Consider the following 23,113-nt stretch of genomic DNA (forward strand, 5'->3'; position numbering starts at 1 on the left):
CTCGTGTGGGAGACGCTACTGGAACGTTCGTCCGAGCTGGTCCTTTTCGCCGGGTTCGGCCGTGTTGAACTCCGCTTCGATCTCCTGGTAGCGTTCGCGCGTCTCGGCGGTCACGCTCGGGTTGACCTCCTCGAGTGCGTGTTCGAAGTGTTCCCGGCTGATCCGGACGTTCTCGATGGTGTCGGGCATCTCGTCAGGATCGACGGAGTTGATGAACTCCCGACTGGCTTCCATCGAGGCCTCGCGACAGACCGCCTCGATGTCGGCACCGACGTAGCCCTCCGTCTCCGCGGCGAGCCACTCGAGGTCGACCGCGTCGGCCAGTGGTTTCCCGCGGGTGTGGACCTCGAAGATCTTCTTGCGCCCTTCCTCGTCCGGCACCGGCACGTGGACGTGACGGTCCAGTCGCCCGGGACGGAGCAGCGCCGAATCGATCAGGTCCGGGCGGTTAGTCGTCGCGATCACGACGACGTCCTCGAGTTCCTCTAAGCCGTCGAGTTCGGTCAGCAGTTGGGAGACGACGCGTTCGCCGACGCCGGAGTCACCCTGGCGCTGGCCGCGTTCGCCGGCGATGGAGTCGATCTCGTCGAAGAAGATCACGGTCGGTGCGTTCGACCGTGCCTTCTCGAAGATCTCGCGGACGCCCTTCTCGGATTCGCCGACGTACTTGTTCAGCAGTTCGGGGCCCTTGATCGAGATGAAGTTCGACTCGGCCTCGTTGGCGACCGCCTTCGCGAGCAGCGTCTTCCCGGTGCCCGGCGGGCCGTACATCATCACGCCTTTCGCGGCCTCGAGATCCATCGCCTCGAACACCTCGGGGTAGTCGAGTGGCCACTGGATCGTCTCGCGCAGGCGCTCTTTGGTGTCGCCTAGGCCGCCGACGTCGTTCCAGGTGACGTCGGGAACCTCGACGAAGACCTCGCGCATCGCGGAGGGCTGGATGCCCTTGAGCGCCTCCTTGAAGTCGGATTCGGTGACCTGTAGCGACTCGAGGACGTCGGCGTCGATCTCCTCGGACTCGAGGTCGAGTTCCGGGCGAATGCGACGCAGGGCGTTCATCGCGCTCTCGCGGGCCAGCGACTCGAGGTCCGCACCGACGAAGCCGTGGGTGTTCTCGGCGTAGCGATCGAGGTCGATCGATTCCGTGAGTGGCATCCCGCGGGTGTGGACCTGTAGGATCTCCTTGCGGCCGTCCTTGTCGGGGACGCCGATCTCGATCTCGCGGTCGAACCGGCCGCCACGCCGGAGTGCGGGATCGATGTCGTCGACGCGGTTGGTCGCTGCGATGACCGTCACGCGGCCGCGCTCCTCTAACCCGTCCATCAGCGAGAGCAGCTGGGCGACGACCCGTCGTTCGACGTCGCCGCCGGCCTCTTCGCGTTTGGCGGCGATCGAGTCGAGTTCGTCGATGAAGATGATCGCGGGGGCGTTCTCTTCTGCCTCCTCGAACACCTCACGGAGTTGCTCTTCCGATTCGCCGTAGTACTTCGACATGATCTCCGGCCCGGAGATCGTCTCGAAGTAGGCGTCGATTTCGTTTGCGACCGCCTTCGCCATCAGGGTCTTCCCGGTACCCGGTGGGCCATGGAGTAAGACGCCTTTCGGGGGCTCGATGCCGAGTTGCTGGAACAGCTCCGGGTGGCGCATCGGCAACTCGATCATCTCACGAACCTGATCGAGTTCGTTGTCGAGTCCGCCGATATCCTCGTAGGTGACGTTCGGGACGCCTTCGGCGGAGGGGCCGCTGGCCGAACTAACCTGTTCGGCGGGCGTCTCCGAGATGTCGATGCTCGTCGAGTCGGTGATGACGACCGTTCCGCTCGGGGACGTACTCGCGATCTTCAGCGGGACGGACTGGCCCGAACTCGCCATCGGACCGAACGAGAGCGAGAACGGAACCGTCTGGCCCTCCGTGACGGCCTGCCCGGAGAGTTTATCCCGCACCAGCGGGCCGATGTCCCCCCGAATACGGAGGTTCTGGGGGAGCGCGACTGACACCGACGTCGCCGGTTTGACGTCCGCGCGTTCGATCGTCACGCGGTCGTCGATACCGACGTCGGCTTCCTGGCGCAGGCGTCCGTCGATTCGGACAATTCCTCGTCCCTCGTCCTCGGGGTAGCCCGGCCAGACACGTGCGACGGCCTGCTCGTCACCGTTGCCCGTGATGACGATGTAGTCCCCGTTCTCGAGGTCGAGTTCTCGCATCGAGACGCGATCGATCGCCGCGAGTCCGCGACCCGCGTCCTTCTGCTTTAAGGGTTTGACGGTGAGTTTCATTGGTCTGCCTCCAGTTCGACAGTGAGCACGCCGTTTCTGATAAACGTGTGCGCATCAGCTGTCGCCTCGGGGAGTTCGAGTTCGAACTGGTCGTCCTCGAGGACGACGATAACCGTTCCGTCGACGAGGTCGACGGTCGCGTCAGTACCAGGGCCGAAATCGACCGCCACGACCGATGAGTCGTCGTACTCGTACCGGCGGGCCGGCCGTTCCGTTTCGTGAGTGAATCGATCGAGGTTCATCATTTAACTAACCACAGGTAAGCGCCCCTTATATATAAATCTTCCCCCCAATAATACGGGGACAGCAGTGGTGTGGACAAGAAGATCGATGTTAGCAGTTCAGGCCAATCGTCGTCGCGAGTGTCGCCCAGTCGGACCGGCTTCGGCGACCAGCATTTATCCGGCCGCCTCTCGTCGACTACGCTATGGAGACGGTATCACATCACGGTCGGCGGACCGCTTACGAAAGTACCGACCGGGGCGGGGACGGGCCACGGATCTGCTGTGTCCACGGTAGCGGCTCTTCGCGGGACCTCTGGCGGTTTCAGCGAGAGCTCGGTGCGGAGAACCCGATCGTGGCGCTCGATCTCAGCGGGCACGGCGATTCGACGGATATCGACGCAACGACTGGATACCCGACGCTTTCAGCCTACGTCGACGACCTCCTCGCTGTCGTCGAGCGTACGGATGCCCGCATCCTCCTCGGGAGTTCACTCGGTGGAGCCGTCGTCGTTCACGCCTTCCTCGAGCGAGAGTTCGAACCGGACGGGGTCGTCCTGACCGGGACGGGTGCACGGATGGGCGTCCTGGACGACCTGCTGCAGTGGCTCGAGACTGACTTCGATCGAGCGGTCGAGTTTCTCCACCAGCCGGGCCGTCTCTTCGCTGACCCCGAGCCGACGCTGCGCGAGCGGTCGATCGAGACGATGTACGACTGCGGGCAGGCGGTCACCTACCGGGACTTTCGGACCTGCCACGCGTTCGACGTTCGTGACAGACTGGGAGAGATCGACGTGCCCGTCCTCGCGGTGTACGGCGAACACGACCCGTTGACCCCGCCGTGGTACCACGAGTTTCTCGCCACGGAGATTCCGGACGCCCAGGCGGTCGAGATCTCCGACGCGGGCCACCTCTCGATGCTCGAACGACCCGACGCGTTCAACGAAGCCATCACGACGTTTTTGCGGACGCTCGAAGACTGACGTGGCCGCGGATCAATCAGCGCATCCGCTCGAGCGAGACGAACGACTCCCCCTCCGCACCGAGCCACTGCGTTTCGACGTCCCCGTCTTCCAGACGTTGTGGAAACATCGTACAGACGACGATATCTTCACCCTCGCGGTCGACGATCACGTGACGGAGCATTGCGGTCTCGTTGGAGACCGAAACGGGAACTGGAAGCGTCCCTGTGGTAGGGCGTGACATACGTACGAACGGATTTGGCGGACGGTGTATATATACTCTCTCGGTATACAACGGGGTCTTCCTTGTAGTTGTATTATGCCCCTAGTACCCCGTCCGGTCGCCGGACGATCAGTAGATGTCCTCGAGATCCCCCTCCTCGTGGCTGTGTTCCGCTCCGGGGAACTCACCGGATTCGACCGCTGCGACGTACTCCTCGACGGCCGATTCCATCTCCCCGCGGACGTCGCCAAAGCGTTTCGCGAACGAGGGAGACCACTCGCTCAATCCGATCGCGTCGTCGACGACGAGCACCTGCCCGTCACAGTCGGGGCCGGCACCGATGCCGATCGTCGGAATCTCGAGGGTGTCGGTCACCTCCGCCGCGAGGTTCGACGGGACGTGTTCTAAGACGAGCGAGAACGCGCCGGCCTCCTCGTGGGCCAGCGCGAGTTCGCGGATACGCTCGGCCGCCTCCGGGTCGGTCCCCTGTCTCGGGTAGCCGCCGTACTGGTTGACGTGCTGGGGCGTCAGCCCGAGGTGGGCCATCACCGGAATGCCGAGCTGGGTCATCGTCTCTGTGAGCGAGACGGTGTGGGGTCCGCTCTCGAGTTTGACCGCCTCGGCACCCTCCTCTTTGAGCATCCGGCCCGCGTTCTCGACGCTCTCTCCTTCGTCGACGCCGTAGGAGAGAAACGGCATGTCGGCGACGACCAGCGCCTCCTCGGTCACACGCGAGACCGCTCCGACGTGTCGTGCGAGGTCGTCGACGGTCACGGGGAGTGTCGTCTCGTAGCCGAGACTCGCGTTACCGACGCTATCTCCCACGAGGACGACGTCGACGCCTGCCTCGTCGACGATCCCGGCCGTCGGCGCGTCGTAGGCCGTCAACATGGTGATCGGCTGCTCTCCATCGTTTTTCCTGACGTCCCGAACGGTAGTCATAGACACACGTTCGACCGCGAGCGTTAAACGTCGTCGCTCTCCGCTCGCGCTCGTCGGCTTGAGCAGCCGAAACGAGCGCGGACCCGCGACGCTTAATAGGGACGGCTCTGGAGAGACAGTCGTGCCGGAACCAGTCGAAAGCAGCTCCCCCGACGGTGTCGATTACGGCTGGGTGATGCAGGTCACCTTCGTGGCGACGATCGTCGTCGGGGCACCCATCGTCGCCGTGCTCTCGACGACGGCCGACCTCCCGACGTGGGGCGCTCGAGCGGAGTTCGCCATCCGTATCGGCGCGCCCATCTGGTTTCTCACCGCCATCGTCGTCTTCGCCTACGCGAAGCGAACGAGCGAGTGACCGGGACAGCAGTACGGTCGACACCGGTTAGCGGTTCGAACGATAGTAGACACTGAACGTCAATGCACACCTGATCGTAAGGCGGCTCCGCGATCAGTATGTAATTCGTTTCAGTGGCTACTATATCTCCGCGACTCCGATTCGTCGGATCGAACCTGGGCTGACACTACACGTACTCGAACGCCGTCCCGGCTCGCTCGGCGGTCAGTTCGTCTCGAGGGGAGTCGCCGACGAACAGCGCCCGCTCGGGCGAGGTCTCGAGGTCGTCGACGGCTGCGAGCAGTGGCTCGGGTTCCGGCTTCTGCGTTTCGACGGTGTCGCGACCGACGACCGTCTCGACTTCGTCGTGGAGATCCTGTTCTTCGAGGGCGATTCGGCAGGCCTCCTCGCAGTTCAACGAACAGACGCCGACCGGCACCGTCCGCTCGAGCAGTTCGTCGGCGTGGCGGAGTCGCGGCGACGTCGGCGCGCCCTCGCGTTCGTGACTCGCGATGACGGATTCGACCGCCGCCGCGAGGCCGACCTCGTCGGCACCGAGGAGCAACTCCCAGAGGTCGTTCCCCCGCGGCTCGACGTCCGCGGCGTCGTACACCGTGAGGACGTCGGTCGCGACGGCGTTCCAGTCGACGTTCAGGTCGACGATCGTCCCGTCCAGATCGTAGACGACGGCGTCGTACTCGGTCACAAGTACTCGTTAGCGGTCGGAGAAAATATAGTATCGGCTTCACTCGAGTCGAGCCAGTTGGTTCAACGCGTACACCGTCCGCAGGACGTCGACGCTCTTTCCCTGGTCAAAGACCAGTTCGTCCGTCTCGAGGACGTGTTCCAGGGTGTCCTGGGAGGCGTGTTCCGGCGCGGCCGCGATGCCGGCGTCGCGGTCGTCGATCCACCGCATCACCCGCAGGTCGCTCTTCGAGTCGCCCATCACCAGCGCGAACGGGTCGTCGACGCCCAACACATCGAGTGCGCGCTCGACGCCGACCACCTTGTTCAGCTCGAGGCTTCCGATCTCGGCCGCGTCGGCTTCGTAGTAGGCGACGTCGATCCGCTCTAAGACGTCGGCGAGTGCGTCGGGAACGGCGTCGGGATCGAGATCCGGATAGGCACTCTCCCCCTCGAGGACGCCCCTGATCTCGGGGTCCTGTGCGGCGTAGAACGCTCGCGTCCAGTCCTCGATCGTCTCACCGTCGACGACGCCCTCGCCGTTTCCGTCGGCGCTCGACTCGCGGACCGAACCGACGGCGTCGGCGAGCAGGTCGATCAGGTAGACCAGCGCCTCGTCGATGACCTCCCGCGCGTTCGCGGAGCCGGTCTCGTAGTTCGGCTTCATCGTGACGTTGAACTCGTTGCCCTGGAGGTGACAGCCCCGGCGAAGCCGTTCGGGGGCTTCGGGGAGGGTACGCGACCGAACGTCGTCGAAGACGTCCCTGATCTCCGCGTCGAGGTCCTCGTAGAGCAACTGCTTCGTGTCGGCACCGTGTCCGGGGGTAAAGACCCCGGTTCCCGCCTCGTAGACGATCGAGAGGGTTCCCGAGTGAACGATCTCGCTTCCCAGCCCCTGGATGGCGAACCCCTTGACGTTCTCTAAGGTCTGGCCGGTGCAGATGACGATCGGAACGCCGGCATCGTGAAACTCGGTCAGGACGTGAAGCGTTTCGCGGGGAATCTCGTTGTCCGTCCCGCCGGCGGATCGAAGCGTCTCGTCGACGTCGAGGACGAGCACGTTCACGGCCCGCCCGTACTTCGTCTGGAGGTCGAGTGCGGTAAACGCCTGATCGCGGTTCGCCCGCGCGGCGACCTCCGCGAACGTCTCGCCGGTCGCGAACGCGGATCGAATCTCGTCCTTTCGTACCTCGAGTTCCTCGGTGGCGTCCTGCCAGTGCTCGAGTGCCGCCCGCGAGTCGACAGCCGGAAAGATGTCGACGAACTCCTGGTACTCCCGCAACGTTTCCGTGTCGTACTCGTCGTAGAGACGGTAGACGAGATCGTATCGTTCCATCGTACTCCTACGTCGAACGTAACCGATAGAAGGTTTTCGCCTGGCTCTCGGTCTGTCTCGGGTCGGTTCGCATCCGGAAACTCCCTCCGATGGTAAGGGGCGAACGACGACACGCCTATAAAATCGGCGTCCGAACCCTCCCGTTATGAAGAACGTCGACGATCTGATCGAGAGTGCAGCGGAGCTTGCAGCGCGAGGACTATCGAAAGGCGAGATCGCGGACGAACTCAACGTGTCACGGGAGACCGCGAGCTGGCTCGTCGAGCGAAGCGACGCCGCCCCGACCGATCAGCCATCGCAGACCCAGACCGATCGACCTGCGGGAGGTCCACAGGACATCCACGTCGACTGGTCGGCGATCGGGCGTGACAGCGGACGAATGGGCCACGTCGCGGCCGCGATGGCCGACTTGCTGGCCAAACACGGCAAGAACGTGGATCTGACGATCGGTATCGAGAAAGCTGGCGGGCCGATCGCGACGCTCGTCGCACGCGAACTCGAGACGGATCTGGGAACGTACACCCCCGCGAAACACCAGTGGGAGGAAGGCGACATCGAAGACCTCGGCGGGACGTTCTCCCGAAACTTCGCGACGATTCGCGACCGCGAGTGTTACGTCGTCGACGACACGATCACGAGCGGGACGACCATGCGCGAGACGATCGAGGCGATCCGCGCTGAAGGGGGCGAACCGCTCGCGTGTGTCGTACTAGCTGACAAACAGGGGATTGAAGCGGTTGACGGCGTTCCCGTCTACTCGCTCCTCCAGGTCATCAGCGTCGGCAAAGAGGAGTGAGACGGTCTGTTGCCCGTCCGAGCCACGGGCGTTGGCACTGTTGCGCTCGTAAGCAACCGTTGGCTGACGAACCGACGAGCGTCGGTGGCGGACGGATTTCTCGAAGCGTGTTTCTCACTCGACACACCGATTTCGATCCCGACGAACCGTTTCCTATCGCGGCGAATTGTGCGCATGTAACAGTCGTTTGAAACTCGAGCGAGTGCTGTATGTCCCACATTCTCTTGTCCTCCCGCCGGGTCGAACTCGATGGCTATGACGTACACAGACCGCCTGACTCGCCGTCGAGCGATCGCGTTGACTGCAGCAGCCGGTGTGACCGCACTTGCAGGCTGTGGTGACGAAGGTCCCGGTGAAGCCGACGACACGCCACCGGAAAACGACGACCCGGCAGACGATCCGGAGGACGATCCCGCAGACGAAGAGAACGGTGACGACGCGATGGACGAAGAGAACGGTGACGACGCGGGCGAAGAGTAGGGTCGAAGGCATAGCAAGCACGGGATCGCTCATCGAAAGCCTCCGTGAAGCCGAGATCGCTTCCGGGATCCGTTCGTCGTGAGCCGCGTCGATCCACCGCCAACTCGTCTTTTGCACCGAGTGCGAGACGGATCTCTCCCGAGTTTCGTCTCGAGCGCTCAAAAAACGTGTGAAGACGCGACTAGCCGTGGATGCCCATCGCTTCGATCTGTTCTTGATACCGGTTCCGGATCGTCACTTCCGTCACCTGTGCGACGTCAGCGACCTCACGCTGGGTCTTCTTCTCGTTACAGAGAAGCGACGCGGCGTAGATCGCCGCGGCGGCGTACCCGGTCGGTGACTTACCCGAGAGTAGGCCTTCCTCGGCCGTCTTCTCGATGATCTCGTTGGCCTTGGTCTGGACCTCCTCGGACAGTTCGAGTTCAGAACAGAAGCGCGGGACGTACTTTTTCGGGTCGACGGGTCGCATCTCGAGGCCGAGTTCCTGCGAGATGTACCGATACGTTCGACCGATCTCCTTTCGTTCGACGCGTGAGACTTCCGAGATTTCCTCGAGGCTTCGCGGAATGCCCTCCTTTCGACAGGCCGCATAAAGAGCGGATGTCGCGACGCCCTCGATGGAGCGCCCGCGGATGAGATCCTCTTTGAGCGCGCGCCGGTAGATCACTGACGCGACCTCGCGGACCGAACGCGGTACCCCGAGTGCCGAGGCCATCCGATCGATCTCGGAGAGCGCGAACTGCAGGTTTCGCTCGCCGGCGTCTTTGGTTCGAATGCGCTCTTGCCACTTGCGCAGTCGATGCATCTGACTGCGCTTTTTCGAGGAAATAGAGCGACCGTAGGCGTCTTTGTCCTTCCAGTCGATCGTCGTCGTCAGCCCCTTGTCGTGCATCGTCTGTGTCGTCGGGGCACCGACACGCGACTTCTCCTGTCGTTCCTGGTGGTTGAACGCCCGCCACTCAGGGCCGGGGTCGATCTTCTCCTCTTCCACGACGAGCCCACAGTCTTCACAGATGAGCTCACCCCGGTCGGAGTCCTTAACGAGATTCTCCGAGTCACACTCGGGGCAGGCACGTACCCCTTCTTGATCCTCGGTCTCGTCCATCTCACGCGTTCGCTCCCGCTGGCGGGTGGACCGTGTCATCGCACTTTTATAGTAGTATCACCACAATATATAAACCCTTGGACTCCGTTTTCACCTGTCGACGGGTATCCGCCAATAATCGGCGATAGAGCGCCTCACAGGTCGAGTTTGCGATTTGAAACCGGAAAGACTTTATCCGGAACTCGGTGATGGACGGGACGAATGCCGGTTATCGAATGCGACGTCGACGCCGCCCGCGACCGCCTCGAGCACGCGGGTGTGACCGTCGAGCCCGGAAACACCGACCACGAGCGCTGGCGGGCGAGCCGCGGGGACGCGACCGCGGTCGCCTACGACGACAAAGTCGTCGTCCAGGGTGGGGCTCCGCGGGATCTCGAAGCGATCCTCCGGAAGGGGGGTGGCCGCGCACACGCCTACTTCGACGGCGGCGCGCGCGGCAATCCCGGCCCCGCGGGGATCGGCTGGGTGATCGTCACGAGCGAGGGGATCGTCGCTGAGGGAAGCGAGACGATCGGACGCGCGACGAACAACCAGGCCGAGTACGAGGCGTTGATCGCCGCCCTCGAGGCCGCCCGCGACTACGGCTACGACGAGATCCACGTCCGCGGGGACTCCGAACTGATCGTCAAGCAGGTCCACGGCGAGTACGACACCAACAACCCGGAGCTTCGCGAGCGGCGTGTCACCGTCCACGAACTGCTCTCGGCGTTCGACGAGTGGACGCTCGAACACGTCCCACGCGAGGTCAACGACCGCGCGGACGCCCTGGCGAACGAAGCGATGGACCAGCAGTGACCCGATCGGTACGTCCATCTCCGCCACCGGCTTTCGTCTCGCGATTCGGTCGCCAGCGACCGACGACGAAATCGAGCACGGAAAGGCCCTCGAGGACGAACCGTCGCCCATGAGCGATTTCGATGGGTCAGACGGGCCCGACACCGATCGTGAGGGTGGGACCGATCACGAGGCTGGCGACACGGACACGGACGGAGCCGACGGTGACGAGGAGGTCCCCGCGGACGTCGTCGACGAGGTCGAACGGCTCACCCGCATCGCGCGCTCGACGCCCGACGAAAACGAGACGCGAGCACGCGAGCGTCGCCGCGACGCCCTCCTCGAGCCGTACGGATTCACCGCCAGAGTCCGCGAGGACGACGGCGATGCGGTGCTCGTGCTCTATCCCGAGGAGTGGCGCGATGGCGAGGTCGTGAGAACCGACCGGATCGAAGACGTCTCACGAGCGATCGAGGTGTCACTCGAGGGGGCGGGCGATCCGGACGACTGGAGTGCCGTCGACGAACACAACCGCGAACTCGTCGCGCAGGTCGCCAAGCGCCACGGCGATGTCCACGGGGCGAACGCGAGCGCGCTCGCGGACTTCGTCGGGAACCACTACGCGAAACGGATCGAGTCGCTGACTGGCCCGGAGCTCTCGGAGTTTCGGACGGAGTATTTCGTTCGTAACGCGTGGCCGTCGCCAGCCCAGCGTGGGGTCGTCGAAGAATCGATCGAGTTGGTGTACGAGACGGCCGACGAACCGGTGCCCGAGTTCCGGGTTCGATAGGCCACTCGTTCGGAGCTCAGTAGCTCTCGTCGACGATCTCGTGGATCTCGTCGGCACGGTCGTCGCCCGTGACGACCTTCGAGAGCGTCCAGCGGACGCCGTCCAAGACGGCGTCGTAGCCGTCATCGGTCAGCGAGTACTGGTTCGTTCGCTTGTCGAGTTCGCTCTTTTCGACCAGCCCGAGTTCGACGAGTTCGTCGAGGTTCGGGTAGAGTCGACCGTGGTTCACTTCGGTTCCGTAGTACTCTTCGAGTTCGCGCTTGATCGCCAGCCCGTACATCGGTTCCTTCGCGAGGATGGTGAGGATGTTGGTCTGGAACGCGGTGAGTTCCCGTGCAATGCTCTGTTCGCCGGTGATTGATTGTGCCTCTGACATACTTCTGTAAATGTCACCAGACTATTTAAGACTTGCCAACTATTTGGTCTTACGGACGGCCAGACGCCGTCTTTCCGCAGATAGCGGTCGAACGGTTCCCGACCGGTCGCGTCTGTCGGCTGTCTGGTAGCCGTCACTTGTGCTTCAAACGTGATTACGAAAGTACTTTTTGATCCACCGCCGACTCTCAGCGTACATGGTCAATCTCTGGGAAGACCTCGAGACTGGACCGAACCCGCCAGAAGAGATCTACGCCGTCGTCGAGTGTCTCAAAGGCGAGCGAAACAAGTACGAGTACGACAAGGACGTCCCCGGCGTCGTCCTCGACCGCGTCCTCCACAGCAACGTCCACTACCCCTCCGACTACGGCTTTATCCCCCAGTCATACTACGACGACGAGGACCCCTTCGACGTGCTCGTCCTCGTCGAAGACCAGACGTTCCCCGGCTGTGTCATCGAGGCCCGCCCCGTCGCCCTGATGAAGATGGACGACGACGGCGAGCAAGACGACAAGGTCATCGCCGTCCCCAGCGAGGATCCGCGATTCGACCACATCGAGGATCTCGACGACATTCCACAGCAACAGCGTGACGAGATCGACGAGTTCTTCGCGACCTACAAGAATCTCGAGGCGGGCAAGGAAGTCGAGACGCTGGGCTGGGAGGACAAACAGGCCGCCTACGACGCCATCGAACACGCCCAGGACCTCTACGAGGAACAGTTCGGGTAACGCCGTCGGAAGCCGGACAACCGCTCCTGACCGACTCTCTCCCGGCCGAGACGTCTCCGGTCGATTCGTCTTCGGCTGACTCTCACTCGGCCCATCGACTTCGACCGATTCACTCGAGTTATCCACGGTCGAGAACTCATGCGTTATGAGCATGGGTAATTTTATCCGGCTGGTCGGCGTACGTTCGTCCGTTATGGCAGTAACCGATCCGTCCGTCAACGACGCCGAAATCGGCGAGCGAACGGACTCGAGTCCCGGTCTGGCCCACCCGACGGTCGTCCCGACGAACTTCGATCCGGACGCCCCCGGTGGACGAGCGGAGTGACCATTCTCGACGCCGGTTAGTTTCGGCTTCGCCCGCCACACCTGCCACAGACGAGACCTCCCTACTGGCGGTTCGTCCACGGATCTCGACGCCTTCTCAGAACAGTGTCTCGAAACGAACCTTCTTGTATACGGTCGGACTACGACCGGCCATGGGCCTGTTCGATCGATTGCGGGGCGACGAATCCCCGCGGGTCGCGTTTATCGGAGTCGATGGTGTGCCGTACAGTTTGCTCTCGGAGAACGAGGAACTGTTCCCGAACTTCGCCGCGATCGCCGACGAGGGAACGGCGGGCGAGATCTCGAGTATCGTTCCGCCGGAATCGAGCGCCTGCTGGCCATCGTTGACGACCGGAAAGAACCCGGGTGAAACCGGCGTCTACGGCTTCCAAGACCGGGAGGTCGGTACCTACGACACCTACGTTCCGATGGGCGGCGACGTCCAGGCGGATCGTGTCTGGGATCACGTCCAAGAGGACGGCCGACAGGCGACCGTAATGAACGTTCCTGTCACCTTCCCACCCCAGCGCAGCGTCCAGCGAATGGTTTCGGGCTTTCTCTCTTCGGGTCTCGAGAAGGCAGCCTACCCCGACGATGTCCACGACTACCTCGAGTCGATCGACTACCGAATCGACGTCAACCCAAAACTCGGCCACGAGGCTGACAAGACGGAGTTCATCGAGGACGCCCAGGAAACGCTCGACGCGCGCTTCGAGGCGTTCGAACACTACGTCGAGGAGGACGACTGGGACCTCTTTTTCGGCGTCTTCATGACCACGGACCGGGTCAATCACTTCCTGTTCGAAGACTACGAACGCGACGGCGAGTACCGCGAGGAGTTCCTCGAGTTCTACCGGACGGTCGACGATTACGTCGGCCGACTGCGCGAGACGTTGCCGGAAAACACCACGCTTGTCGTCGCCTCGGATCACGGCTTTACCAGCCTCGACTACGAAGTGCACTGCAACGAGTGGCTCCGCGAGGAGGGGTGGCTCTCCTTTCGAACCGACGATCCCGAAGAACTGGACGATATCACCGACGAGACGAGGGTATACTCGTTTATTCCCGGCCGCTTTTATATCAACCTCGAGGGTCGAGATCCTCGCGGATCCGTTCCCCAGGAGGAGTACGACGCCGTCCGCGACGAACTCAAATCCGATCTCGAGTCCCTCGAGGGGCCGAACGGCCGGAAGGTCGTCGACCGCGTCGTCGAAAAGGAGGCCGCGTTCCGCGGCGACCACGACGACATCGCGCCGGATCTGGTGGCGATTCCCAACCACGGCTTCGACCTCAAATCCGGTTTCAAGGCCGACTCCGACGTCTTCGATACCGGACCGCGAAACGGGATGCACAGCTTCGACGACACTGCACTGTACATCGACCACCCCGGCGCGACCATCGACGACGCCGACCTCTTCGACATCACGCCAACGATCCTCGACTTGATGGACATCGAGTACCGACGGGGAGCGTTCGACGGCGCGAGTCTTGTCTGATACGGACTGTTATCCGTTCCGGTGGGATCACTGGCTCGATTGCGGACCCGCCGAAACGACGGACTGCGGAGCGCTCGAGTCGCCGATAGTGAACCCCTTTCCTGCCCACGAGTTCGTACTCGCTTCCGTCCCACAAATTCGTATCCGTTATCCGCGTGAGAGCATACCCCCGTGTATGGAAGAAGTCATTCATGCTCGAGGCCACGAGAACGTCAGCGCCGAGCACGCGAGCACGTTCGAGGTGACGACGGACGACTTTCTCACTCCTGCGGGAGATTGCATCCTCGCGATCGAGGCCGATCGCGCACCCGCGGATTTCGATCCGGCGTTCGTCGACGCCTGCCGCGACGCCGACGCGACGATCACCGTCACGGTCGAGGCGGGTGGCCACCGGGAGTCGATCGAGGGTCGTGGCGACCCGGACCTCGAACTCACGAACGATCGCAGCGCCGTCGGCCGCACGAGCGAGTACGTCGACGACCGGACGATCCTCACCGACGCCGAATTCGCCGCCGAGGGGGTCGACCGTCGCCTCGTCGAAGCGCTCGCGGACGGTGCGGCGGCGACCGTAACGATCACCGTCGCCTAATCTTTTCTGTGTCCGCGAATACGCGCCGCTGCCGTCGATTCGGCCAACGATCGACGCGGGACGAAGTTAAGGGGATCGCCCCCCTCTGTATCGGCGTGTGTACGCTCACGCTCGCCTGGCGGGTGTTCGAGGACGCGCCGGTCGTCGTCGCCGCGAACCGGGACGAATCGCTCGAGCGCGACTCGGATCCCCCGGGCGTCTACCGCGAGGAGCCGCTGACGATCGCACCGCGTGACCGAGAGGCCGGCGGCACCTGGATCGGCTACAACGAGTGCGGCGTCTTCGCCGGCGTCACGAACGCGTGGACCGACGTCGCCCTCGCAGGGGACCGCTCGCGCGGTCTGCTCGTCGCAGACGTCCTCGAGGCCGAGTCGGCGACAGAGGCGGAAACGATTCTCGAGGTGGCAACGACGACCGACGAGTACGACGGCTTCTATCTCGTGATCGCCGACGCTGACGACGCGGCGTGCTATCGCTGGGACGGCGGCCTCGCAGTGACGCGGTTCGATCCGGGCGTCCACGTCGTCGTCAACGTCGCGGTCGACGACGACGTCGAGATTCCCGACACTCGGTCCGACGCGGCCAGAACACAGGCCGAGAACGCACAGGGAGTCCGACGGGCGCTCTCGTCGCGGGTCGACGCCGACTCGACCGCCGCCGAAACCCCGGCGGAGTGGCTCGAGCGCGCGGCCGCCGTGCTCTCGGACCACGAGTACGGCGTCTGCATCCACGGAGACGGATTCGGGACACGGTCGTCGTCGCTGATCGCACTCGGCAAGGGAGCGAGCTACCGGTTCGCGCCGGGTCCACCCTGCCGGGCGGCCTACGAGGAAATCTCGAGTCCGATGGCGGATATCGAAGGGCACATTTAAGCGGCTCCCTGTTCCTCCTAGACGCATGGACGCACTCCCGCCAGCGGCGAGCACGACGAGGTGGTCACCGTGAGCGTTTCCGCGATCGAAGCCGAACTCTCCGAAGACGAGCGGGCCGGTCTCGAACTCGTTCGCGAGACCGGCGGTATCCACCAGAGTGACTTCTGGAAGGAACTGGACGTCTCCTCGAGAAAGGGAAGTCGTATCGTCGAGTCGCTCGTCGAGAAGGAACTCGTCGACCGCGAGGAGACAGTCTACGCCGGGCACAACACCTACTACATTACACCGACCGCTCGAGACCTCGAGTTTACGCTGTTGATGGCCGGCGATATGCTCTCGCCGTTTATCGGCGAAGAGGAGGTCGATCCGAACAGCGACGCGTTCTCGCAGTGGATCATGAACCTCGCCTACGAAGAGTAGGCCAGTCGAGATCTCGGTTTCTCGGCGCGGTCGGAGACGACCTCGTACGGATTGCTGGACCGTGTTACCGCTGAACCCGCGACCCGTCTGCGGGTTCAGCGGTCCCGACTGACAGGAAACCGTATCACTCGTACTGGCCGAACCGTTCGATCAACACGAACGGGTCCCGCTCGCGATTGTAGTAGGCGACATCGCCGTCGATCGCTTCGATAATTCGTCTGTGGACCTCACGAGCGGCTCGTCCCTCGTCCGGTTTCAGGTGGTGGCGGCCGCGCATATCGGTCCAGAATCCGCCATCGAGCCACAGCAACGTCTCGTGGCCGGACCGGTAGACGACGTTTCCCTCCTCGGTCAGACCGTCGACTGCCAGCTGTCGTCCGGAGAGCTGTGCACGAGCCAGGACAGCAACGAGTTGGCGTCGCGAGACTGGCGCGTGAAGTGCAACCTCGTCGATCGTCCGGCCGAAATACGTCTCGGCGAGGTCACACGCCCTCGAGAACTCGTCGAACGCGACTTCCTGGTCTCGTGCGATTTTCATGGTACGGATGAACGCAGTATTTCGGTAATGAATCGAACAATACAAAAATCTATCTCCGCCCGGACCGGTTTTGGCCGACGTCGACGGCTCGGATCTCACGCGAAGACCGGACTTAGGCGAGTGCGCTCGCCGCCTCGATCAGTTGCTTTTCGCCGAATGCAGGGCCGACGAGTTGGAGACCGACGGGGAGGCCGTCGGTCTCGCCCGCCGGAACCGAAATTGCGGGCAGATCGGCGAGGTTGACCGGCACCGTGTTGGCGTCCGCGAGATACATCTGGAGCGGGTCCTCGAGACCCTCCCCCAGTTCGAACGGCGGAACGGGCATCGTCGGCGACGCGAGCACGTCGGCCTCCTCGAGCGCCTCGTCGAAGTCCTGTTTGACCCACGCGCGAGCGTCCTGGGCTTTCTTGTAGTACTTGTCGTGGTAGCCGGCAGAGAGCGCATAGGTGCCGAGCAGGATTCGTCGTTTGACTTCGTCGCCGAACCCCTCCTCGCGTGCCTTCGAGAACGCCTCGTTCCAGTTACCGTCGTAGCCACCGGAGTTGCCGTACCGGACGCCGTCGAATCGCGCGAGATTCGACGACGCTTCGGACATCGCGATCACGTAGTAGGCTTCCACGGCGTGTTCGACCGACGGCAGCGAGACTTCGTGGTACGTCGCGCCGCGGTCTTCGAGGTCGCCGATCGTGTCCCAGAACGTCTCAACGACGCCCTCGTCGGCCCCCTCGAGGAGCTCCGTCGGTACGCCGATCGAGAGACCGTCGACGTCGCCAGTGGCCGCATCGGCGTAACTCGAGTGCTCGCCCGCTCGAGCGCCCGAGTCGTGTGGCGGTTCTCGCGTCGTCGCGTCCCGTTCGTCCTCGCCCGCGATGACGTCGAGGAGGGCGGCGGCGTCCTCGACGCTGTCGGCGAACGGGCCGATCTGCTCTAAGCTGTTGCCGTAGGCGACGAGTCCATATCGCGAGACCAGCCCGTAGGTGGGTTTGATGCCGACGACGCCACAGAACGCGGCCGGACAGCGGATCGAGCCGCCGGTGTCCGACCCGAGCGCGAGGTCCGCCTCACCAGCGGCGACGGCCGCCGCGGAACCGCCCGACGAGCCTCCAGGGACGTATCCGGGTGCGGCCGGGTTCTCCGTTGGTCCGAACGCGGACGTCTCCGTCGTCGTTCCCATCCCGAACTCGTCCATGTTGGCCTTACCGACGATGGTCGCACCGGCCTCCTTCAGCCGGCTGACGACCGTCGCATCGTACGGCGGCACGTACTCGGAGAGCATCTCGGAGCCACAGGTCGTTCGGACGCCCTCGGTGGAGATGTTGTCCTTGACGGCGACGGTTTGGCCGGCGAGTGGGCCGTCGTCGTCGCCTTCGATCGTCTCCTCGGTGATGAATAGGTTCTCGGTCATGATCAGGAGACGTTCGGTCCTTTGAAGTAGCCGTCTTCGGTGTCGGCTGCGTTCCGAAGCGCCTCCTCGCTCTCGAGGGAGTCGCGTTCCACGTCGGGCCGCATCACGTTCGCGAGGTCGGCTTCACGGTCGACTTCGGGCACCTCGTCGAGCGTCTCGAAATACTCGAGAATGTCCGCGAATTGGCGCGTAAACTGGTCGACCTCGTCGTCCGCGAGGCCGACGCGAGCCAGTTGCGCCACGTGGCGAACCTCCTCGGGGTCGACGGTCTCCGGGCTCTCACTCATGCCCGAGAGCAGTCGCCTTCGCAGAGTAAGAGTTTCGATACCGGTGCGTGCCACGCTCGTGTGATACGGATTCCTGTCGCGACGGGTTACCAACCGACAGTAAACCGTCTGAATGTGCGATACACCGCCATCTTCCTCAGTATGGCCACAGTTTTAAGTGCTCGAGAAACGTTATAAATTATCACGGCAACCCGTTTTCATCGATATTTCACGGTTCCAATACAATGACCGACTCCAGCATTCGAACTCGTAGTGACGAGCGGGGCCAAACCACAGCAGAACAAGAATCATCCGAGCGAACTGACGAACTCGAGGCCTGTCCGGAGTGCGACGGTCGATTGGTCAGCGACGCCGAACACGCCGAGACCGTCTGTGAGGACTGTGGACTCGTCGTCGAGGAAGACGAAATCGACCGCGGGCCCGAGTGGCGTGCGTTCGACGCCGCCGAGAAAGACGAAAAGAGCCGCGTCGGCGCGCCGACGACCAACATGATGCACGACCAGGGGCTCAGCACGAACATCGGCTGGCAGGACAAAGACGCCTACGGCAAGGCGCTCTCGAGTCGCCAGCGACAGAAGATGCAACGGCTTCGCACCTGGAACGAGCGCTTCCGAACGCGAGACAGCAAGGAGCGCAACTTAAAACAGGCGCTGGGCGAGATCGATCGCATGGCCAGCGCACTCGGCCTCCCCGAGAACGTCCGCGAAACTGCAAGCGTCATCTATCGGCGCGCACTCGAGGAGGACCTCCTTCCGGGACGGTCGATCGAGGGCGTCGCGACCTCGGCGCTGTACGCCGCTGCCCGCCAGGCGGGCACCCCACGCAGCCTCGATGAGATCTCGGCCGTTTCCCGCGTCGAGAAAGACGAGATCGCCAGAACGTACCGGTACGTGGTCCGGGAACTCGGGCTAGAGGTCCAGCCCGCCGACCCCGAGAGTTACGTCCCGCGCTTTGCGAGCGATCTCGAGCTCTCGGACGAAACCGAACGTCGCGCCCGTCAGTTGCTCAAAACGGCCAAAGAGTCGGGGATTCACAGCGGCAAGTCGCCGGTTGGCCTCGCGGCCGCCGCCGTCTACGCCGCCGCGTTGCTCACCAACGAGAAGGTCACCCAGAACGAGGTCAGCGAGGTCGCCAGCATCTCCGAGGTGACGATCCGCAACCGGTATCACGAACTGCTCGAGGCCGAAGGCGGCGTACCGGCGTGACCGAACGAGGACACCCTCACTCCGTCTCGAATACAGCCGGAATCGGATCATCCACGCAATGCGATGTTGACGCTAGTTAGTACGGGCTTTCTCGAGGAGAAACCGGTCTAAGCGGGGCATACTCAAGGGGGTAGTCGGTGCCTTCGATCGATATGCACGCCGATACGACCGTGGCGACGGACCGCGACGAACCGAGCGTCGACAGGACGTGTGACAACTGCGAGTCCGACGCGGAGATCGCGTACACGCTTCGGACGTACGTCGACGGAAATCCCGACGAACCGATCGACCTCCACTTCTGTTCGAACGATTGTCTTCGCGTCTGGACGTGAGCGGGCTCGGGAGACGTCACACCCGGCTCGGTTCCACGTCGAACCGTATCGGCAACGTCGTCCGTCGAGGGTACCCAGTTTTGATGGGGTATCAGGACGAATCGCCGACGAACGAATGACGTCGATTCCGGCAGAGGACGACACCGCTATCGCGGCGAGCCAGCCCGCCGACCTCGAGTCGACGCACCACCGGGTGAACGGGGTTCGGCTCCACGCCGTCACCGCCGGGAAAGATACCGATCCGCTCGTCGTGTTGCTCCACGGCTTTCCGGAGTTCTGGTACGCCTGGCACCGACAGATCGAGCCGTTGGTCGAGGCCGGCTATCGCGTCCTCGTTCCCGACGGACGCGGTTATAACCGGAGTGAGAAGCCGGAGTCGATCCGAGAGTACCGGCGAGAAACACTCGCTCGAGACGTTCTCGAACTGATCCGAGCGGACGGACGCGATGCCGCCCACGTCGTCGGTCACGACTGGGGCGGAATCGTCGGCTGGGATCTCGCGATCCGCCACCCTCGGGCGGTCGAGACGTTCACCGCGATCAACGCGCCCCACCCCGTCGCGTTTCGACGACAGCTGACGTCGAACCCGGAGCAGCTCCGCCGAAGCTGGTACGCCATGGTCTTTCAGCTCCCGTGGCTTCCGGAACGGGTCTGCCGGTACGACGACTTTCGACCGCTCGAGCGAGCGCTTCGAGGCCCCACAGCTCCCGGTACGTTCACCGATGCCGACCTCGAGCGGTACCGGCAGGCGTGGCGACGCGAGGGTGCACTCTCCGGAATGCTCGCGTGGTACCGGGCGAGCGCTCGGTACCCCTCGATGCTTCCGCGGACTGGTGTGGATACGCCGACCCTCGTGGCCTGGGGACGGGACGACGCCGCACTGGTCTCCGAACTGGCGATCGACAGCTACGACTGCTGTACGGACGCCCGCCTCGAGTTTCTGCCCGACACGAGCCACTGGGTTCCCCACGAGGAACCCGACCGAACGACGGCGCTGATACGTGAACGGATCGACGGGTGAGAACGATCGGCGAAATCCGTGCGATCCGTCCGTCGGTTCGCCGGTACACCGAGTCGGTTACCTATAGTAGCCACTGACCGTCAATGCACACCTGATCGCACGACAGCTGTGCGATCAGTGTGTAAATCGTTTCAGTTGTTACTATAGTGCTTTGGCAAGCCTGCACTGCAGGGTCGAACTCGGTGGCGTCGGGTCGGTTCGACCCGGCAGTCGACGTTTGGAACGGTACTAGAGAATTCGGTCCCGGAGCTGGTCGAGCTGTTTGGCGTTGTAGACCAGCTTTACTTCGTCAGTCGTCGGCGTGGCGACGCAGGTCAACCGCAGGTTCATCTCGTCTACCTCCTCGTCGGAGAGGCTACGGTTAACCTCCATCTCGACCTCACCATCAACCAGTGTCGCTGCACAGTTGATACAGCCACCACCTCGACAGAAGAACGGCCAGTCGTAGCCTTCGGCCTCGGCCGCCTCGAGGATGTACTCCCCTTTTTCGACAGTCATCGTCCCGTGGGTCTCCGCCGTCAGGTCGGCCTCGGCCGCCTTCTCGAAGAGGTCGTCGTCCTCCAGCGACCAGTCGTTGTCCGCTATGACTTCGTAGTCGAGGAACTCGACGGTGGCGCCGGCCGACTCCGGTTTCACGGAGACGACTGGGACTGGTGAGAACCGAACTGTGCGTTCTGTGACGCTCCCGAGCAGGTATCGTCTGAGACCGGTGCGGCCGTGGGTCCCCATCACGACCACGTCGATCTCAGCCTCTGCCGTGTACCCGGCGATCGCCTCGTGTGGTCGACCGCTTCGTGTAGCCGAAACGACCTCCACACCGGCGGCTTCGCCCCGATCACGTACGTCGTCGGTCGGCGACGATTCCGCTTCGGGTCCGGAGGTGACGTAGAGCGCGTGGATCGTCCCACCGGTTTCGGTCACGAGATCGATCGCGTGCTCCGTAGCGGCCTCGCTCCCCTCACTCCCGTCGGTCGGAACGAGGACGTTGTCTATCTCGAAGTCGATGACGGTATCCTCGTGAATGGTCACGACTGGAACCGGCGACTCCTGAAGGAACTGTTCGGCTACGCTCCCGAGCAGGAATCGACTGATGCCCGTCCGGCCGTGGGTCCCCATCACGACGACGTCGACGCCGTGGTCCTCGGCGTAGTCGATGATCGCCTGGTGGATCGCCGATTTCTCGTCGTCGATAATCTCGGTTTGAGGGGAGAGTCCGGCTTCGATCGCGGCCTCCTCGATATCTCCCACGGCGCGTTCTGCTTGCTCTTCGGTGCCCGGCTCTCGAACGGAGACGACGGTCAGATCCGCGCCGAAGAGTTCGGCCATTTGAACGGCGACGGTTCCGGCTCGCTCGGCTACGTCGCTCCCATCCGTCGGGACGAGTATCTCGTTGTACATACACCGAACAACATCTTCCAAACCTTATCAAACCCGTCCGTTCTTCCACTCGAGTGAGTGCCTCTACTCGTCGGATTCGTCAGAATTGGCGGGGTAGGCGATAGTAGCCACAGATACTGGCTGTTATCAGTCGTCGACGGTGAAACTGCAGGACTGCGTGCGGTTGCACTGGTACATCGGCACGGCAGACCGTATGAAAGTCAATGCATACCCGATCGCCCGACGGATCGGTGATCGGTGTGTACACCGATTCAGTTGTTACGATACTTCTCGACGACGTCCGATCCCGTTCGAAAGGAACGATACACCGTCGGGACAGGACCCGAATTCGGGTACGACTCTGGTAGTGGCATCCCGGTCCGAGAACGATTCGATGGCGCCCGAATCGAATATCTCAACACTTCTAGTACAAACATGTCCCCAAATTCACAAGCTCATCAGACAGTATCTGTACGGAAACGCTCGTTCTATTGGTCGGGGCACAAGTAGAATTTTAATGGAGAGCACCGAATACCGTCGTTGAGAAAGATATGTCGGTAGATACGAACAACGAACTCACCCACCATCTGGTTGTGGGTGCCGGAAGTGTCGTCTTCGCCGTGTTACTGTGGGTGGCTGGATATCACGAGCAGCGGGTCGTGGGTGCAGTTCCGTGGTTTCTCCTCGGCTTGGTGATGATCGTCGGGCCAACCGTACGGCTCTGGCCCGCTATCAGACGCCGGTTCTCGGGGAATTTCCCCGTCAACTGGCGGGCAGAGTTAGGGATCTGGTTCGCTATCTGGAGTGTCGTTCACCTGCTCTTCGTGTTCCAGGCGAGAGACTGGGACGTCGTCGGCTACCTGGCCGACATGAGTCCCTGGGCGTTCGGTTCGCTCGTGGCCGTGATCATCGCGGTTGGGCTCGCGGCTACCTCGAACAACAGCGCCTACGATTACATGGGCGGAAAGGCGTGGAAGTGGCATCAGACCGTCGGAGCGTACACGATCTTCTGGCTCGTCACCGTCCACATCTACGACAGGGCCTATCTCCGACCCGGGTTCCCGTCCGACGACCCGCTGCACTGGCTGTACCTGGTCACGATCGTTCTCGTCGTCGCGCTCCAGCTCGCCGCGTTCGCCACGGTTGTCTCTCACTACCGGAAGACCGGTGAGTATCCCTCCGGACTGAACTGATCGACTCAACAACGTGTTCACAGC

28 protein-coding genes and 1 pseudogene are annotated in these 23,113 nt (G+C 63.0%); 16 read left to right on the forward strand and 13 right to left on the reverse strand.

The genetic code is table 11. The features are described 5' to 3' along the window. Window positions 1-15 precede the first annotated feature (15 nt). On the reverse strand, window positions 16-2,277 hold the full coding sequence (locus GRS80_RS07645; protein WP_160047042.1) for a CDC48 family AAA ATPase: 2,262 nt from the start codon (window positions 2,275-2,277) through the stop codon (window positions 16-18). After that, window positions 2,274-2,519 (reverse strand): Hsp20/alpha crystallin family protein, encoded by a 246-nt coding sequence (locus tag GRS80_RS07650; protein WP_160047136.1) that lies wholly within the window; start codon window positions 2,517-2,519, stop codon window positions 2,274-2,276. Before GRS80_RS07650 ends, GRS80_RS07645 begins: the two co-directional genes overlap by 4 nt. Window positions 2,520-2,704: 185 nt before the next feature. Between GRS80_RS07650 and GRS80_RS07655 the strand changes: the two genes are divergently transcribed. After that, entirely contained in the window at window positions 2,705-3,481 is a 777-nt protein-coding gene (locus tag GRS80_RS07655; protein ID WP_160047043.1) for an alpha/beta hydrolase, read from the forward strand. A 16-nt stretch (window positions 3,482-3,497) separates the two neighbouring features. Here GRS80_RS07655 and GRS80_RS07660 read toward each other — a convergent pair whose 3' ends face one another. Together GRS80_RS07660 and panB are read right to left on the reverse strand one after the other, a co-directional pair. Then, window positions 3,498-3,704 carry a hypothetical protein gene (locus GRS80_RS07660; RefSeq protein ID WP_160047044.1) on the reverse strand — a complete coding sequence of 69 codons (207 nt, stop codon included), beginning with the start codon at window positions 3,702-3,704 and terminating at the stop codon, window positions 3,498-3,500. Window positions 3,705-3,812: 108 nt separating this feature from the next. Beyond that, window positions 3,813-4,625: a 3-methyl-2-oxobutanoate hydroxymethyltransferase gene (panB, locus tag GRS80_RS07665; protein WP_160047045.1), complete on the reverse strand. Its 813-nt coding sequence runs from the start codon at window positions 4,623-4,625 to the stop codon at window positions 3,813-3,815. A gap of 121 nt (window positions 4,626-4,746) precedes the next feature. Between panB and GRS80_RS07670 the strand changes: the two genes are divergently transcribed. Then, window positions 4,747-4,980 carry a DUF5822 domain-containing protein gene (locus tag GRS80_RS07670; protein WP_149081333.1) on the forward strand — a complete coding sequence of 78 codons (234 nt, stop codon included), beginning with the start codon at window positions 4,747-4,749 and terminating at the stop codon, window positions 4,978-4,980. A 166-nt stretch (window positions 4,981-5,146) separates the two neighbouring features. Here GRS80_RS07670 and GRS80_RS07675 read toward each other — a convergent pair whose 3' ends face one another. Both GRS80_RS07675 and GRS80_RS07680 read right to left on the reverse strand, forming a co-directional pair. Next, complete coding sequence (locus GRS80_RS07675) at window positions 5,147-5,665, reverse strand: HAD-IA family hydrolase (RefSeq protein WP_343161491.1); 519 nt, start codon at window positions 5,663-5,665, stop codon at window positions 5,147-5,149. Window positions 5,666-5,704: 39 nt separating this feature from the next. Continuing rightward, window positions 5,705-6,979: an HAD hydrolase family protein gene (locus tag GRS80_RS07680; RefSeq protein ID WP_160047046.1), complete on the reverse strand. Its 1,275-nt coding sequence runs from the start codon at window positions 6,977-6,979 to the stop codon at window positions 5,705-5,707. Window positions 6,980-7,124: 145 nt separating this feature from the next. On the opposite strand from GRS80_RS07680, the gene gfcR reads away from it, so the two are divergent. Together gfcR and GRS80_RS07690 are read left to right on the forward strand one after the other, a co-directional pair. Next, complete coding sequence (gfcR, locus tag GRS80_RS07685; RefSeq protein WP_149081330.1) at window positions 7,125-7,775, forward strand: transcriptional regulator GfcR; 651 nt, start codon at window positions 7,125-7,127, stop codon at window positions 7,773-7,775. Between the two features lie 249 nt (window positions 7,776-8,024). After that, window positions 8,025-8,255 (forward strand): hypothetical protein, encoded by a 231-nt coding sequence (locus tag GRS80_RS07690; protein WP_235019678.1) that lies wholly within the window; start codon window positions 8,025-8,027, stop codon window positions 8,253-8,255. A 181-nt stretch (window positions 8,256-8,436) separates the two neighbouring features. On the opposite strand, the gene GRS80_RS07695 is transcribed toward GRS80_RS07690, so the two are convergent. Further along, window positions 8,437-9,399 (reverse strand): transcription initiation factor IIB, encoded by a 963-nt coding sequence (locus GRS80_RS07695; RefSeq protein WP_149081329.1) that lies wholly within the window; start codon window positions 9,397-9,399, stop codon window positions 8,437-8,439. A gap of 162 nt (window positions 9,400-9,561) precedes the next feature. Between GRS80_RS07695 and rnhA the strand changes: the two genes are divergently transcribed. Then, the gene (gene rnhA / locus GRS80_RS07700; RefSeq protein ID WP_160047047.1) at window positions 9,562-10,155 is read left to right on the forward strand and encodes a ribonuclease HI; all 594 of its coding nucleotides are present in this window, start codon (window positions 9,562-9,564) and stop codon (window positions 10,153-10,155) included. 109 nt (window positions 10,156-10,264) lie between these two features. After that, window positions 10,265-10,924, forward strand: a complete 660-nt coding sequence (locus tag GRS80_RS07705) for a rnhA operon protein (RefSeq protein WP_235019679.1) — start codon at window positions 10,265-10,267, stop codon at window positions 10,922-10,924. Window positions 10,925-10,940: 16 nt separating this feature from the next. Here the strand turns inward: GRS80_RS07705 and GRS80_RS07710 are convergent, their stop codons facing one another. Further along, the gene (locus tag GRS80_RS07710; RefSeq protein ID WP_160047048.1) at window positions 10,941-11,300 is read right to left on the reverse strand and encodes a PadR family transcriptional regulator; all 360 of its coding nucleotides are present in this window, start codon (window positions 11,298-11,300) and stop codon (window positions 10,941-10,943) included. 196 nt (window positions 11,301-11,496) lie between these two features. Here GRS80_RS07710 and GRS80_RS07715 point away from each other — a divergent pair, with 196 nt between their 5' ends. The 6 genes from GRS80_RS07715 to GRS80_RS07735 all read left to right on the forward strand — a co-directional run bounded on the left by GRS80_RS07715 (window position 11,497) and on the right by GRS80_RS07735 (window position 15,731). After that, the gene (locus GRS80_RS07715; RefSeq protein WP_160047049.1) at window positions 11,497-12,030 is read left to right on the forward strand and encodes an inorganic diphosphatase; all 534 of its coding nucleotides are present in this window, start codon (window positions 11,497-11,499) and stop codon (window positions 12,028-12,030) included. A gap of 193 nt (window positions 12,031-12,223) precedes the next feature. Next, window positions 12,224-12,355 (forward strand): hypothetical protein, encoded by a 132-nt coding sequence (locus GRS80_RS20925; RefSeq protein ID WP_255455253.1) that lies wholly within the window; start codon window positions 12,224-12,226, stop codon window positions 12,353-12,355. Window positions 12,356-12,506: 151 nt separating this feature from the next. Then, entirely contained in the window at window positions 12,507-13,850 is a 1,344-nt protein-coding gene (locus tag GRS80_RS07720; protein WP_160047050.1) for an alkaline phosphatase family protein, read from the forward strand. A gap of 175 nt (window positions 13,851-14,025) precedes the next feature. Next, window positions 14,026-14,439, forward strand: a complete 414-nt coding sequence (locus tag GRS80_RS07725; protein ID WP_160047051.1) for a DUF371 domain-containing protein — start codon at window positions 14,026-14,028, stop codon at window positions 14,437-14,439. Between the two features lie 95 nt (window positions 14,440-14,534). Continuing rightward, a complete protein-coding gene (locus tag GRS80_RS07730; protein ID WP_343161492.1) occupies window positions 14,535-15,311 on the forward strand; it encodes an NRDE family protein in 777 nt (258 codons plus the stop codon). A 69-nt stretch (window positions 15,312-15,380) separates the two neighbouring features. Then, window positions 15,381-15,731, forward strand: a complete 351-nt coding sequence (locus tag GRS80_RS07735) for a MarR family transcriptional regulator (protein WP_149081323.1) — start codon at window positions 15,381-15,383, stop codon at window positions 15,729-15,731. A gap of 124 nt (window positions 15,732-15,855) precedes the next feature. Here the strand turns inward: GRS80_RS07735 and GRS80_RS07740 are convergent, their stop codons facing one another. The 3 genes from GRS80_RS07740 to gatC all read right to left on the reverse strand — a co-directional run bounded on the left by GRS80_RS07740 (window position 15,856) and on the right by gatC (window position 17,961). After that, entirely contained in the window at window positions 15,856-16,269 is a 414-nt protein-coding gene (locus tag GRS80_RS07740; RefSeq protein WP_149081322.1) for a hypothetical protein, read from the reverse strand. A 112-nt stretch (window positions 16,270-16,381) separates the two neighbouring features. Then, a complete protein-coding gene (gatA, locus tag GRS80_RS07745) occupies window positions 16,382-17,674 on the reverse strand; it encodes an Asp-tRNA(Asn)/Glu-tRNA(Gln) amidotransferase subunit GatA (RefSeq protein WP_160047052.1) in 1,293 nt (430 codons plus the stop codon). Between the two features lie 2 nt (window positions 17,675-17,676). Further along, on the reverse strand, window positions 17,677-17,961 hold the full coding sequence (gene gatC / locus GRS80_RS07750) for an Asp-tRNA(Asn)/Glu-tRNA(Gln) amidotransferase subunit GatC (RefSeq protein WP_160047053.1): 285 nt from the start codon (window positions 17,959-17,961) through the stop codon (window positions 17,677-17,679). Window positions 17,962-18,185: 224 nt separating this feature from the next. On the opposite strand from gatC, the gene GRS80_RS07755 reads away from it, so the two are divergent. The 3 genes from GRS80_RS07755 to GRS80_RS07765 all read left to right on the forward strand — a co-directional run bounded on the left by GRS80_RS07755 (window position 18,186) and on the right by GRS80_RS07765 (window position 20,519). After that, window positions 18,186-19,166 (forward strand): transcription initiation factor IIB, encoded by a 981-nt coding sequence (locus tag GRS80_RS07755; RefSeq protein WP_149081319.1) that lies wholly within the window; start codon window positions 18,186-18,188, stop codon window positions 19,164-19,166. Window positions 19,167-19,318: 152 nt separating this feature from the next. After that, window positions 19,319-19,498, forward strand: coding sequence for a hypothetical protein (locus GRS80_RS07760; RefSeq protein ID WP_149081318.1), 180 nt, complete (start codon window positions 19,319-19,321; stop codon window positions 19,496-19,498). A 115-nt stretch (window positions 19,499-19,613) separates the two neighbouring features. Beyond that, window positions 19,614-20,519 carry an alpha/beta hydrolase gene (locus GRS80_RS07765; protein ID WP_149081317.1) on the forward strand — a complete coding sequence of 302 codons (906 nt, stop codon included), beginning with the start codon at window positions 19,614-19,616 and terminating at the stop codon, window positions 20,517-20,519. Window positions 20,520-20,747: 228 nt separating this feature from the next. Here the strand turns inward: GRS80_RS07765 and fer are convergent, their stop codons facing one another. Continuing rightward, on the reverse strand, window positions 20,748-21,155 hold the full coding sequence (fer, locus tag GRS80_RS21090) for a ferredoxin Fer (protein WP_238386886.1): 408 nt from the start codon (window positions 21,153-21,155) through the stop codon (window positions 20,748-20,750). 6 nt (window positions 21,156-21,161) lie between these two features. Next, window positions 21,162-21,917, reverse strand: a pseudogene (locus GRS80_RS21095) (universal stress protein); the annotation flags it as partial. 530 nt (window positions 21,918-22,447) lie between these two features. On the opposite strand from GRS80_RS21095, the gene GRS80_RS07775 reads away from it, so the two are divergent. Continuing rightward, the gene (locus GRS80_RS07775) at window positions 22,448-23,089 is read left to right on the forward strand and encodes a hypothetical protein (protein ID WP_149081315.1); all 642 of its coding nucleotides are present in this window, start codon (window positions 22,448-22,450) and stop codon (window positions 23,087-23,089) included. The last annotated feature ends 24 nt before the right edge of the window (window positions 23,090-23,113 follow it).

The organism is Natrialba sp. INN-245 (genome assembly GCF_009807105.1).
Taxonomy (GTDB): Archaea; Halobacteriota; Halobacteria; order Halobacteriales; family Natrialbaceae; genus Natrarchaeobius; species Natrarchaeobius swarupiae.